Origin of the sequence: Friedmanniella luteola, from assembly GCF_900105065.1 — a bacterium.
Taxonomy (GTDB): domain Bacteria; phylum Actinomycetota; class Actinomycetes; order Propionibacteriales; family Propionibacteriaceae; genus Microlunatus; species Microlunatus luteolus.
This window is the reverse complement of the sequence record NZ_LT629749.1, coordinates 3302383-3314211: the sequence shown is the minus strand read 5'-3', so window position 1 is coordinate 3314211 and position 11829 is coordinate 3302383. Positions and strand designations below refer to the sequence as shown.

Genomic DNA, 11829 nt, shown 5'->3' with positions numbered 1-11829 from the left:
TCAGCCCAGCGCGGCCTGCGGCGTGCGCGCCCGAGCCGCGAGGTGGGCGACGACGTGCTCGGCGTCCCGGTCGACGCCCGCGAAGCGGCCCGAGCCCCAGGTGTGCAGCCACGGCAGACCCAGGAAGTAGAGCCCCTCGACGGCCGTCACCCCGCGCTCGTGGCACGGCTGGCCCTCGCCGTCGAACACGGGCACCCGGAGCCAGCGGTAGTTGCTGGTGAACCCGACCGCCCAGACGACCGACGTGACCCCCTCCGCCGCCAGGTCGAGCTCCGTCGACTCGACCTCGGGACGCCAGACCGGGGTGTAGCGGGGCTCCGTCGGCGCCGCCAGGCCCAGCGCGGCGATGTGCCGGTCGATGGCGTCCTTGATCGAGTCCGCGACGGCGTCCGCGGCGTCCAGCGACGCCTCCAGGGTGGGCGCGATCTCCAGCCGGCCGCCGGTGCAGCCGACGAGCCGGCCGTGGAGCCGCATCCCGTCGAGGGCGAAGGCGCGCAGGTCGATGTCCCGGCCGCCGTCGCGGCCGGTCACGTAGTGGTTCGTCTTCTCCCGGGCCGCCAGCCCCCCGGGCTGCTGCTGGACGGGGACGTCGTAGGTGCCCATGTCCTCGAGCCAGGCGACGCAGTCGCGGCCCCGGTAGAACCGGGCGACCCGCGGCGCCGAGCCGACGACGAGGTGGACCCGGCGCCCCTCGAGGTGCAGGTCCTCGGCGATCTGCGCGCCCGACTGGCCGGTGCCGACGACCAGCACGGCCCCGGGCGGCAGCGCGTCCGCGTTGCGGTAGGCGGACGAGTGGACCTGCACCAGGTCGGCGGGCAGCCGGTCGGCCAGCCGCGGCACCCGCGGGTCGTGGTAGCCGCCCGTGGCCACGACCACCTGGTCGGTGTGCAGGACCTCACCGGCCCCTGAGCCTGTCGGGCCGTGCCCTGAGCCTGTCGAAGGGCGCAGGCCCACCAGGAAGCCGCCGTCCGCGTCCTGCTGCACCGAGGTGACCGTGACGTGCTCCCGCAGCGGGGGGTCGACCAGCCGCACGTAGTCCGCGAGGTAGGCCACCACCTGCTCCCGCGTCATGAACCCGTCGGGGTCGGGACCGGGGTAGGGGAAGCCGGGCAGCCGGCACTGCCAGTTGGGGGTGACCAGGGTGAAGTGGTCCCAGCGGCTGTCCTGCCAGGCGTGCGCGGCGGTGTCCCGCTCCAGCACGACGTGCTCGACCCCGTGCCGGCTGAGGTACCAGCTGGCGGCCAGGCCGGCCTGGCCGGCGCCGACGACGACGACCGGGACGTGCGACGGGCTCGCGTCGAGGGTGCTCACGCCGCCCGCTCCGGTCGCAGCGCCGTCACCTCGACGTCGCCGTCCAGGCCGGCCGCGCGGGCCTCGATGGCGGCGAGCGAGGCGGCGGCCCGCGAGCAGGGCACCCCGTAGCGGGCCCGGACCCGCTCGCTGGCCGTCTCCAGGGCCGTCCGCGAGCGGGCGACGAACTCCGCCACCGGGTACCGGCCGCCCGCCTCCAGGTGGTCGTGCACGACCAGGGAGGGGGAGTAGCTGACGAGCTCGTGGCCGTCGGGCCAGCGGCTGGTGAACGTCATCTCAGGCATAGGACGGCTCCGGTCGCGCGGCGGGCTGGTAGTCGCCCAGGACGGCGTCGAGCCGGTAGGCCGAGGGCCGGCGGTCGCGGAGGGCGTACATCCCGCCGCGGGTGGCGGCGAGCTCGCGCTGGACGTCGACGGTGGCCGTGGCGAGGCCGGGGCCCACGCCGGTCGCGGCCAGCACCTCACCGCCCGGCCCGACCACCTTCGCGTTGCCCACGAAGCGCAGCGAGCCGAAGGTGCCGGCCTGGTTGGAGGCCACCCAGACGACCTGGTTGTCCAGGGCCCGGGCCTGGTCGTAGAGGTCGTGGCGCTTCTTCCAGCGGTCGTCCTCGAGGTCGGCCGCCGTGGCCGTGCGGGCCGCCGGCCAGGCCGACAGGGCGGCGATGATCTCGGCGCCGTCCAGGGCCAGCGTGCGGGAGGCCTCCGGGAACGCCTTGTCGTAGCAGATCAGCATGCCCATCCGGCCGACGGGGGAGTCGAAGGCGGCGAAGCCGTCGCTCGCGGCGTAGCAGAGGTTCTCCCCGAGCGGCTGGTGGACCTTGCGGTGGGTGGCGAGCACCCCGTCCCCGGTGAGCGCGACGGCGGTGTTGTAGGTGTCGGCGCCGGCGGCCTCGCGGAGGCCGACGAGCACCAGCATGTCGCCGGCGAGGCTCGCCACCCGGCGCAGCTCGGGGCCGTCCAGCTCCAGGGCGGGGGGCAGGTCGCGGGCCCGCCGGGCGCGGGTGGCGGCGTCGTCGCCCGCGTTGCCGAGGCTGGGCAGGTAGCCGCCGAGGCACGCCTCGGGCAGCACGAGCAGGTCGGTGCCGCGCTCGCGCGCCTCGATGGCGATCGTGGCGATGGCGGCGTAGGCCTCGTCCAGGTCGCGGCCGAAGGCGGCCGAGACGGCGGTGATGACGGTGGCGCCCCGCGCCGGGGCTGTGACGGTGGCGCCCCGCGCCGGGGATGTGACGGTGGCGCCCCGCGCCGGGGATGTGACGGTGGCGCCCCGCGCCGGGGATGTGGGCGTGGCGCCGTGCGCCCGGTTCGTCGTGGTGCTCATGCGGGTCCTAGTCCGGTGACGTGGGGGGAGAGGGCCTCGGTGAGCCGGCCGTCGGGCCAGCGCAGGGTGACCCCGGGGGAGTCGTGCAGGGTGCCGCAGACCCGGGAGGTGGCCGGGCCCGCGGGGGCGGGCTCGGTGCCGGGGACGTCGACGGTGAGCATCGCGGAGCCGGGGAAGCAGGTCAGCCAGTCCCCGGCCGTGGTGCCCTCGGGGCGGGGGACGTCGGCGACGTCGAGGGTGGCCCCGCAGCCGCTGGCCTCGGCGAGCATGCCGAGGGTGCCGACGACCCCGGCCATGCTGACGTCCTTGGCCGCGGCCGGAGCGGTGCGGGCGACGAAGGAGCCCATCGCCTGCAGCTCGGCGGTGGAGCGCCCGCTGGTGGAGTCCCACTGCAGCCCGGTGTAGCCGTGCCTCCAGCGGCCGCCGAGGTCGGCGGTCAGCCGGACCTCGTGGCCGGGCCGGCCGCCGCCTCCGGGGACGGGCGTGGCCGTCCGCCCCAGTGCGGTGACGGACAGCGCGGCGGGCACGCCCAGCTGGGTGTGGCCGCCCAGCACCGGGACGTCCCAGGCGCGGGCCGCGGCGGCGAGCCCGTGCACGACCCTCGTGGCGAAGGAGCGGTCGCGGGCCCCGAGGCTGTCCAGCAGCCCCACCGGCTCCGCGCCCATGGCGCCCAGGTCGTTGAGGTTGACCAGGACGGCGCACCAGCCCGCCCACTCCGGGTCACGCTCCACCATCGACGGGATGATCGCGTCGGTGACCGCGACCAGGTCGCTGCCCGGCACCGGGGCGCCGTCGTCACCGCGGAACCCGGGACCGCCGAGTGCGGCGTCCCCCCGGGCGAGGGCGCCCAGGGTCACGCCCAGCGGGGCCTTCGTCCGCGCGACCAGGTCCGCGACCCGGCGCACCGGCCAGGTCATCAGCACGTGCGGGTGCCCGTGCACCAGCGCGTCGTCCAGCCGCAGCCAGCCGAGCCGGCTGAACAGGCGGGAGTTCTGGGGCTGCACGTGGGCGTCGAAGCGCAGCACCCCCCGGGCCTCGGCGTGGGCGCAGGCGGCCCGCACCAGGGCCGAGCCGACGCCCAGGGCGTGGCCGCGCGCGTCCGGCCGGACGGCCAGCCGGCTGCCCGTCCACCAGCCCGCGTCGACGGCCGTGGCGGGGGCCAGCCGGACGGTGCCGAGGACGCTGCCGTCGTCCGCCCGGGCCACCAGGGTCACCGCCCGGGGGTCGTCGTCGACGTCGTCCCGGTCGTGCCGGGCGAAGAGCCCCTGCTCGGCGACGAAGGTGGCGTGCCGGAGCCGGGCGGCCGCCTCGAGCTCGGCCGCCGTCCCGGCCTCGGCCACGGTGACGGCCGGGGCGGCCGGTGCGGCGCCGACCAGCCCGCGGGTGAGCACCTCGACGTCGAAGGTCATCAGGCCCCCGCGCTCTTGAGCGTGCTGCACGCCCCGCAGGCCGCGCAGCCGGCCTTCTGCCCCGCCGACGTCATCCCGGCCGCGACCAGCAGCCGGGCCACCCGGTCGGTGACGTCCGCGACGACGGCCGGGTCCGGCGCGGTCGCCCCGTCCACGGTGGTGGCGAGCGTCCCGGCCAACGGCCGGAACGGCACGACGAACGGGTACACGCCCAGGGCCACCAGCTCGGCGGCCCCGGCGACCAGGGCGTCCGGGTCCTCCCCGAGGCCGACGATCAGGTAGGTCGAGACCTGGTTGCGGCCGAACACGCGGACCGCCTCGGCCCAGGCGGCCCGGTACTCGTCGAGGCTGACGCCGCCCTTGCCCGGCATCCAGCGGCGGCGGACCTCGTCGTCGAGCGACTCGACGTGGATGCCGATGGAGTCGGCCCCGGCCTCGCGCAGCTCGGTGATCGTCGCGAGGTCCCCGGGCGGCTCGCACTGCACCTGCACCGGCAGCCAGGGCACCGCGGCCTTGACCGCCCGGACGCAGCGGGCGAGGTGGGTGGCGCCGCGGTCGCGGCCGGCGGAGGTGCCGGTCGTCATCACCATCTGCCGGACGCCGTCGTGGGCGACCGCGGCGGCCGCGACCTCGGCCAGGTCGGCCGGCTTCTTGACCGCCACCGTGCTGCCCGCGGCCAGGGACGCCTCGATGGCGCAGAACCGGCAGCGCTGGTCCTCGGCGTAGCGGACGCAGGTCTGCACGACGGTGGTGGCCAGCACGTCCCGGCCGTGCAGCCGGGCGATCTGCTCGTAGGGGACGCCGTCGGCGGTGGCCAGGTCGTAGAACCGGGGGCGTTCGACGAGGTCGACGTCCAGGCCGATGTCGGCGCCGTCGAGGGTGATCCGGCCGCGCTCGTCCAGGAAGTAGGGGCTGGTGTCGTTGATCGGCAGCGCGGCGCTCAGACCGTCGATCAGCACGTGGCCGTCGTCGCTGGGGCCGGCGCCGGCGACCCGGCTGACCGGGGTTCGGCCGCGGACGCCCAGGACCGCCAGGTCGACGCGGGTGCTGGTGCTCATGGCTGCTCGGCTCTCCTGCGGAGGCCGGCGCTCAGACCATGTAGGTGGAGTTGATGATGGCGCCCTTGTTGGCGTAGTGGATGACGGCGTCCTGCACGTCCAGCGGGTGGCAGGGGATGACGCCCTCGATCAGGTCCTCCTCGCGGCCGCCGTGCAGGGCCAGGCCGAAGCGGCAGCAGAAGACGGTGCCGCCCTCGCCGATGAAGGTCTCGATGGAGTTGTTGAGGTTCTGCTCGCCCGGGAAGGCGGAGTCACCGGTGGTGGGGAAGCCGCGGGTGGCCAGGCAGTTGATCGAGCCGGGACCGTAGAAGTAGAGGACGGACTCGAAGCCCTTGCGCAGCGCGCGGGTGGCCTGCAGGACGGCGACGAAGCTGACCGAGGACTCGTGGGCGATGCCGTGCACCAGGGTGAAGTAGGACTGGCCCTCCGACGCCTGGTAGTCCGGGAAGACCTTGGTGCCGCCGTAGATGCTGCTGCCCTTCGGCAGCGACGGGTGGGGGATCTCGGCGAGGGACGTGGCGATGTTCGCGGTGACGGTGTCGTCGAACTGGGGCATGGCGGGGCCTCCTGAGGCAGGTGCGGGAGAGCGCGGAGCGGCTGGGCGGGCACGCCGGAGCGGCGCGGGCGGCGGGCGCCCGGCCGTCCGTCGGCCCGGGGGAGAGGAGCGGTCCGGGCGAGGCCCCGGGCCGTACGTCCATCGTCGGCCCGCACCGATGTCCGGGTGGTTACAGCCGGAACAAGCCCCCGTGACGGCGGTGACGATCCCGCGTCGGACGGCTCACCGGCCGCCGCCGGTCCCGTCGTGGAGGCGTGAGGGGGTCGCCGCGGGCCCTCTCCCCAGGAGGTCGCGCGGGTCAGGCGGTGGGCAGGCCGACGCCGGTCAACCGGGCCACGGTCGCGAGGAACTGCTCCTGGAGGTCGACGTCGGTGGCGGCCGGGTGGGGCTCGCGCAGCCGGCGGCGGTGGAGGTAGCGGCCGGTGACCCGGGCCTCGGCGTCGTCGCTGGTGGCCAGCCACACCGAGGTCTCCGCGCCGGCGGGCAGCTCGTCGGTCGCGCCGGAACCGCCCATCCGGGTCTTGATCCACCCCGGGTCGACGGCGTTGCTCAGGGTGCCCGGCCAGTGCCGGGCCACGGCGAGGGCCAGCACGACGTCCCAGAGCTTCGAGTCGGAGTAGGCCTGCATGCCGTTCCAGGGCCGGCTCGCGAAGTCGAGGTCGTCGAGGTGCGGCTCGCCCTGGGCCTGGAGGCCGGAGGTGAGGTAGACCAGCCGGGCGGGGGGCGGCGCCAGCGCGGTCAGCAGGTAGGGCGCCAGCACGTTGACCTGGAAGATCAGCTCGTGGCCGTCCTCGGTCAGCCGGCGCTCGTCCTGACCGCCGACCCCGGCGTTGTGCACGACGGCGTCCAGCGGGCCGAGCGCCGCCACGGCCTCGCCCAGCGCGCGGGTCGAGGCGAGCGAGGCCAGGTCGCCGACGACGACGTCCGCCGCCCCGGGCACGGCGGCCCGGGCCTGCTCGGCCCGCTGGTCGCTGCGCGCGTGCAGCACCACCCGGTGCCCGCCCGTCACCAGGTCGAGGGCGGTCTGCCGCCCGATGCCGTCGCTCGAACCCGTCACCAGCACCGTCGCCATCACGCCACTCCCGTCCGTCGTGCCTCGGCCATCACGCGGGCAGCCTACGAGACGGCCGACGCCGACGTGTCAGACGCCAGCGGGGCCTGGCCCCGCCCCGCTCCGGCCGGTCGGGGCTCAGGCGGAGGCGACGACCGGGACGTCGGCCCCGCGGAGGCGGACCTCGTCGACGCCGCGGTTGGCCAGCTGGTCGGCGCGCTCGTTGCCCGGGTCGCCGGAGTGGCCCTTGACCCACACCCAGGTGATGGTGTGCCGGGCGACCTCGGCGTCGAGGGCACGCCACAGGTCCTCGTTCTTGACCGGCTTCTTGGCCGAGGTGCGCCAGCCGTTGCGCTTCCAGCCGGGCAGCCAGTCGTTGAGGCCGTTCATCACGTAGGTGGAGTCGACGTGCAGGGTGACGTCGGAGGGCCGGGTGAGGGCCCGGAGGGCCTCGATGACGGCGGTCAGCTCCATCCGGTTGTTGGTGGTCACCTGCTCGCCCCCGTACAGCTCGCGCTCGAGGTCGCCCGACCGCAGCCAGGCCCCCCAGCCACCGACCCCGGGGTTGCCCTTGCAGGCTCCGTCGCTCCAGATCTCGATCGCACTCACCGGCTCATGATCGCAGGTCGCGACCCCCGGACCGTCGCTCGCCGGGCCCGGCTCTTCCGGTCGGCGTCCGGCTGCGCGAGCATGGCCGGATGAGCACCTTGAGCGGGCAGCAGGTCGCCGACGCCGGTCTGGAGGGCTGGGCCAACCTGCTCGGCGGGCTGCAGACCCGGGTCGTCACGCCGGACTTCGCCGCTGGGCTGGCCCTGGTGGACGCCATCGGCGCGGCGGCGGAGGAGATGGACCACCACCCCGACCTCGGCCTGCGCTACGCCCACGTCGACGTCCGGCTGACCAGCCACGACGTCGGCGGCATCACCGACCGCGACCTCCGGCTGGCCCGGCGGATCACGGAGCTGGCCGCCGCGGCCGGGCTGCGCACGGCCGCGGCCGGGGCCACCCGGCTGGAGCTGGGGCTGGACAGTCCCGACGCGGCCGCCGTGCTGCCGTTCTGGGGTGCCGTCCTCGGGCTGGCCGACCAGGCGGGCCGCGGCGACGAGCTGGTGGACCCCGCGGCGGCGCTGCCGACCGTCTGGTTCCAGCGGTCCGGCAGCGAGGAGCCGCGGCAGCGCTGGCACCCCGACCTGTGGGTGGACCCGGCCGAGGTGCGACCGCGGATCGCGGCGGCGGTCGCGGCCGGCGGCACCCTGGTCGACGACGCGGAGGCCCCCGCCTTCTGGGTGCTGGCCGACCCCCAGGGCAACCGGGTCTGCCTCTGCACCTGGCAGAGCCGGGACTGAACTCGACGCCCGGCCGCAGTTCCCGGGTGCCGCCCTCGCGGCCGGCGGCCCGCGCCTCGTAGCGTCGGGTCATGCGCCTGGTGACCTTCAACATCCTGCACGGACGCAGCCTCCGGGACGGGCAGGTGGACACCGGCCGACTGGCGGAGGCGATCCGTCGCCTCGACCCCGACATCCTGGCCCTGCAGGAGGTGGACCGCGCCCAGGAGCGGTCGCACCACGCCGACCTGACCGACGTCGCGGCGGCGGCGATGGGGGCGGTCGACCAGCGCTTCGTGCCCGCCCTGGCCGGCACCCCCGGCGCGGCCTGGGTGCCGGCGGCCGACCCCGACGACCCGGGCACCGCCGGGTACGGGGTGTCGCTGCTGTCCCGCCACCCGGCGACGGCCTGGCGGGTGCTCCGGCTCCCGCGCATCCCGTTCCGGGTCCCGCGGACGGGGCCGCACCGCTGGCCGCAGCGGCTGGCCCCGGAGGAGCCGCGGGTCGCCGTGGCGGGCCGGTTCGCGACCCCGGAGGGCCCGCTCACCGCGGTGTCGACGCACCTGTCGTTCGTGCCCGGCTGGGGGCAGCTGCAGCTGCTGGCGCTCCGCCGGGCGCTGGCCGCGGTGGACGGACCGGTGGTGCTCCTCGGCGACCTCAACCTGCGGGGCCGCCAGCCCGAGCGGCTGACCGGCTACCGGCCGCTGGGACGTCGTCCCACCATGCCGGCGGGCCGGCCGGACCACCAGATCGACCACATCCTGCTGCGCGGCGAGCTGGGTCCGGTCCGCCTCGTCGACAACCCGGAGATGGAGCTGTCCGACCACCGCCCGCTCGTCGTCGAGCTCGGTGCGCGGCGGGGGTGAGCGTCGCGGGCCGCACCCTGCTGGCTAGGCTGGACGACCGTGCGGGGCGAGCGCGCCGGAACCGGCGCCGCCTCCGACGACGAGGAGGAACCACCATGGGGACCGTTCCCACGATCGACCTGAACAACGGCCAGACCATCCCGCAGCTCGGCTTCGGGGTCTACCAGATCGACCCGGCCGAGACCGCCGACGCGGTCCGCCAGGCGCTGGAGATCGGCTACCGGCACATCGACACGGCCGAGATGTACGGCAACGAGAAGGGCGTCGGCCAGGGCGTCCGCGACGCCGGCCTGGACCGCGACGAGGTGTTCATCACCAGCAAGCTCAACAACGGCTTCCACGCGCCCGACGACGCCCGCCGCGCGTTCGACCAGACCCTGGTCGAGCTCGGCACCGACCACGTGGACCTCTTCCTCATCCACTGGCCGCTGCCCACCCTCTACGACGGCGACTTCGTCTCCACCTGGAAGACGCTCGAGGAGTTCTACCACGACGGCCGGGCCCGCTCCATCGGCGTCTCCAACTTCCAGGTCAACCACCTGCGCCGGCTCGCCCAGGAGGCCGACGTGGTGCCGGCGGTCAACCAGATCGAGGTGCACCCCTACCTGCTGAACGACGAGGTGCGGGCCTACGGCGCCGAGCACCACATCGCGACCGAGGCCTGGTCGCCGATCGCGCAGGGCGGGGTGCTGCAGGACCCGGCGATCGTCACCATCGCGGAGCGGGTCGGCAGGACGGCGGCTCAGGTGGTGCTGCGCTGGCACGTGCAGCGCGGCGACATCATCTTCCCGAAGTCGACCACGCCGTCGCGGATCCGGGAGAACTTCGAGATCTTCGACTTCGAGCTGACCGCCCAGGACGTGACCACGATCTCGCTGCTCGACCGCGGCGACGAGGGTCGCACGGGTGGGCACCCCGACACCATGGACTACGTGCCGGCCTGAGCCCCGCTCAGCGCAGGTGGTCCCGACCCTCGTCGCCCGCGGGCGACGGGGGTCGTGCGTCGTCCGGGGCCAGCGGGCGGACCGTGCCGGCGAGCAGCGCGGCCAGCCCGAGCAGCGCGGCCGTCACGGTGAGGGCGCGGAGGACCCCGACGTGGTCGCCCAGGAAGCCGATCAGCGGGGGCCCGGCGAGGAACGCCGTGTAGCCGATCGAGGCCACGACGCTCACCCGGCCGGCCGCCCGCCGCGGGTCGTCCGCCGCCGCGCTCATCCCCACGGGGAAGCCCAGCGCCGTCCCGAGCCCCCACAGCACCGCCCCCACGGCGGCCAGTGGCAGGACCCCGCCGAAGACCACCAGCAGCAGGCCCACCAGGGCGACCAGGGCCGACGTGCGGACCGTCGCGACCCGGCCGAACCGGTCGATGAGCCCCGGTCCGAACCAGCGTCCCGCCGTCATCGCGGCCAGGAACGCGGCGAAGACGAGGGGTCCCGCGACCGGCGGCGCGCCGTACCCGTCGAGGACGGCGACCGCCAGCCAGTCGTTGCCCGTCCCCTCGGTGAAGGCCATGCAGAGCACGAAGACGCCGACCAGCAGGGTGCGGGGCTCCGTCCACGCCGCCAGCGGGTGGCGCGCCCGGTCGGCGCCGTCGCGGTCGGCGTCGGGGGTCCGGGTCTCGACCGGCAGGAAGCGCCGGGTGCCCAGCGGGACGGTGAGGCCGACGACGAGCGCCGCGGCGACCAGGTGCACGGTCACGGGGACGTCGAGGGCGACCATCGCGGCCCCGCCGAGCGCGCCGACCACCGTGCCGACGCTGAAGCCGGCGTGGAAGCGCGGCATGATCGCCTGCCCGAGGCGCTGCTCGACGGCGGCGCCCTCCACGTTCATCGCCACGTCCCAGGTGCCGTTGCCGAACCCGATGAGGAACAGCCCGAGGACCACCGGCAGCACCCCCGCCCGGTAGCCCAGCCCGACGACCACCAGGCCCGCCGCGACGCAGCAGGCCATCGCGGTGACCGTCCGCGCCGTGCCCAGCCGGGTGACCACGACGCCGGCGAGCGGCAGCGCGACCAGCGAGCCGAGGGCCACGGCCAGCAGCACGAGCCCGAGGGTGGAGGGGGACGCCGCCAGCGCGTCGCGGACCTGGGGGATCCGGGACGCCCAGCTGGCGAACCCGAAGCCGCTCCCGATGAAGGCGATGTAGGTGGCGTTCCGCGCCGACAGCACCTCGGCGGGGTGGGTGGGGAGGGTGCGGGTCGGTTCCATGTCCGGAGCGACGCTACCGGTCGGCGTCGACCGGGCGGCGTCGACCGAGCGGGCGGCCGGGGCGCGCCGGGGGCGCCCGCGAGCCGGCCCTGCCACGATGGGGACGTGCGCCGGCTCCCGATCCTCGACCTCCTGGTGAAGGTCGCGCTCGTGCTCCTGCTGGTCTCGGCCCTGCTCGTCCCCGACCTGTCCGGGGTCAAGGAGAAGGCGGGCACCGCACGGCTGGTCGTGTACCCGCTGGGGCTGCTCGCCGTCCCGCTGTGGTGGTGGGCGTGGGGACGTCGCCGGGCGGCGCGCACCGGCCGGCCCGGCTTCCCCTGGTCCGCTGACCTCCTCGTCAGCCTGCCCTGGCTGCTGGACACCCTCGGCAACCGGCTCGACCTGTTCGACTCCGTGAGCTGGTGGGACGACGGCATGCACTTCCTCAACTGGGCGCTGCTGACCGGCGGTGTCCTGCTGGCCTGGGCGCCGCGCGGGGTCCCCCGCGGGCTGGTGGTGCTGGCCGGGCTGGCCTTCGGGATGGCGGCCGCGCTGCTCTGGGAGCTGGGGGAGTACGCCACCTTCCTGCGCACCTCCCCGGAGCTGCAGACCGCCTACACCGACACCCTCGGGGACCTGAGCCTCGGCTCGCTCGGGGCGCTGGTGGCCGGGCTGGTGGTCGCCTGGACCCGGCCGCGCGCCGAGGCCGCCGCGCCGGTGCGGGAATCTGCCGGCGCCCGTCCGACTTGAGG

The 11829-nt window shown here is 75.8% G+C and carries 13 protein-coding genes; 4 read left to right on the top strand and 9 right to left on the bottom strand.

Annotated elements, in window-relative coordinates:
- The 8 genes from BLT72_RS15620 to rnhA all read right to left on the bottom strand — a co-directional run bounded on the left by BLT72_RS15620 (position 1) and on the right by rnhA (position 7311).
- On the bottom strand, positions 1–1311 hold the full coding sequence (locus tag BLT72_RS15620; protein WP_091413971.1) for an MSMEG_0569 family flavin-dependent oxidoreductase: 1311 nt from the start codon (positions 1309–1311) through the stop codon (positions 1–3).
- Complete coding sequence (locus BLT72_RS15615; RefSeq protein ID WP_231930086.1) at positions 1308–1586, bottom strand: MSMEG_0570 family nitrogen starvation response protein; 279 nt, start codon at positions 1584–1586, stop codon at positions 1308–1310. The genes BLT72_RS15620 and BLT72_RS15615 overlap by 4 nt, the downstream gene beginning before the upstream one ends.
- A gap of 1 nt (position 1587) precedes the next feature.
- Positions 1588–2628: a carbon-nitrogen hydrolase family protein gene (locus BLT72_RS15610; RefSeq protein WP_091413969.1), complete on the bottom strand. Its 1041-nt coding sequence runs from the start codon at positions 2626–2628 to the stop codon at positions 1588–1590.
- Entirely contained in the window at positions 2625–4037 is a 1413-nt protein-coding gene (locus BLT72_RS15605) for an MSMEG_0567/sll0787 family protein (RefSeq protein ID WP_091413967.1), read from the bottom strand. The genes BLT72_RS15610 and BLT72_RS15605 overlap by 4 nt, the downstream gene beginning before the upstream one ends.
- Positions 4037–5095, bottom strand: coding sequence for an MSMEG_0568 family radical SAM protein (locus BLT72_RS15600; protein ID WP_091413966.1), 1059 nt, complete (start codon positions 5093–5095; stop codon positions 4037–4039). Before BLT72_RS15600 ends, BLT72_RS15605 begins: the two co-directional genes overlap by 1 nt.
- Positions 5096–5126: 31 nt before the next feature.
- Positions 5127–5651, bottom strand: coding sequence for an MSMEG_0572/Sll0783 family nitrogen starvation response protein (locus BLT72_RS15595; RefSeq protein WP_091413965.1), 525 nt, complete (start codon positions 5649–5651; stop codon positions 5127–5129).
- Positions 5652–5949: 298 nt separating this feature from the next.
- Positions 5950–6723 carry an SDR family NAD(P)-dependent oxidoreductase gene (locus BLT72_RS15590; RefSeq protein ID WP_091417614.1) on the bottom strand — a complete coding sequence of 258 codons (774 nt, stop codon included), beginning with the start codon at positions 6721–6723 and terminating at the stop codon, positions 5950–5952.
- Between the two features lie 117 nt (positions 6724–6840).
- A complete protein-coding gene (rnhA, locus tag BLT72_RS15585) occupies positions 6841–7311 on the bottom strand; it encodes a ribonuclease HI (protein ID WP_172826091.1) in 471 nt (156 codons plus the stop codon).
- An 89-nt stretch (positions 7312–7400) separates the two neighbouring features.
- Here rnhA and BLT72_RS15580 point away from each other — a divergent pair, with 89 nt between their 5' ends.
- The 3 genes from BLT72_RS15580 to BLT72_RS15570 all read left to right on the top strand — a co-directional run bounded on the left by BLT72_RS15580 (position 7401) and on the right by BLT72_RS15570 (position 9837).
- Positions 7401–8048 carry a 4a-hydroxytetrahydrobiopterin dehydratase gene (locus tag BLT72_RS15580; RefSeq protein ID WP_091413964.1) on the top strand — a complete coding sequence of 216 codons (648 nt, stop codon included), beginning with the start codon at positions 7401–7403 and terminating at the stop codon, positions 8046–8048.
- 71 nt (positions 8049–8119) lie between these two features.
- A complete protein-coding gene (locus BLT72_RS15575; protein WP_091413963.1) occupies positions 8120–8893 on the top strand; it encodes an endonuclease/exonuclease/phosphatase family protein in 774 nt (257 codons plus the stop codon).
- 95 nt (positions 8894–8988) lie between these two features.
- Entirely contained in the window at positions 8989–9837 is an 849-nt protein-coding gene (locus tag BLT72_RS15570; protein WP_091413962.1) for an aldo/keto reductase, read from the top strand.
- 7 nt (positions 9838–9844) lie between these two features.
- On the opposite strand, the gene BLT72_RS15565 is transcribed toward BLT72_RS15570, so the two are convergent.
- Positions 9845–11098, bottom strand: coding sequence for an MFS transporter (locus BLT72_RS15565; protein ID WP_091413961.1), 1254 nt, complete (start codon positions 11096–11098; stop codon positions 9845–9847).
- Between the two features lie 105 nt (positions 11099–11203).
- Here BLT72_RS15565 and BLT72_RS15560 point away from each other — a divergent pair, with 105 nt between their 5' ends.
- On the top strand, positions 11204–11827 hold the full coding sequence (locus tag BLT72_RS15560; RefSeq protein WP_091413960.1) for a DUF2238 domain-containing protein: 624 nt from the start codon (positions 11204–11206) through the stop codon (positions 11825–11827).
- The last annotated feature ends 2 nt before the right edge of the window (positions 11828–11829 follow it).

Coding starts and splice junctions, on each gene's coding strand:
- BLT72_RS15615 (WP_231930086.1), bottom strand. CDS start 1,586: ATGACGTTCACCAGCCGCTGGCCCGACGGCCACGAGCTCGTCAGCTAC.
- BLT72_RS15610 (WP_091413969.1), bottom strand. CDS start 2,628: ATGAGCACCACGACGAACCGGGCGCACGGCGCCACGCCCACATCCCCG.
- BLT72_RS15605 (WP_091413967.1), bottom strand. CDS start 4,037: ATGACCTTCGACGTCGAGGTGCTCACCCGCGGGCTGGTCGGCGCCGCA.
- BLT72_RS15600 (WP_091413966.1), bottom strand. CDS start 5,095: ATGAGCACCAGCACCCGCGTCGACCTGGCGGTCCTGGGCGTCCGCGGC.
- BLT72_RS15595 (WP_091413965.1), bottom strand. CDS start 5,651: ATGCCCCAGTTCGACGACACCGTCACCGCGAACATCGCCACGTCCCTC.
- BLT72_RS15590 (WP_091417614.1), bottom strand. CDS start 6,723: ATGGCGACGGTGCTGGTGACGGGTTCGAGCGACGGCATCGGGCGGCAG.
- BLT72_RS15580 (WP_091413964.1), top strand. CDS start 7,401: ATGAGCACCTTGAGCGGGCAGCAGGTCGCCGACGCCGGTCTGGAGGGC.
- BLT72_RS15575 (WP_091413963.1), top strand. CDS start 8,120: ATGCGCCTGGTGACCTTCAACATCCTGCACGGACGCAGCCTCCGGGAC.
- BLT72_RS15570 (WP_091413962.1), top strand. CDS start 8,989: ATGGGGACCGTTCCCACGATCGACCTGAACAACGGCCAGACCATCCCG.
- BLT72_RS15565 (WP_091413961.1), bottom strand. CDS start 11,098: ATGGAACCGACCCGCACCCTCCCCACCCACCCCGCCGAGGTGCTGTCG.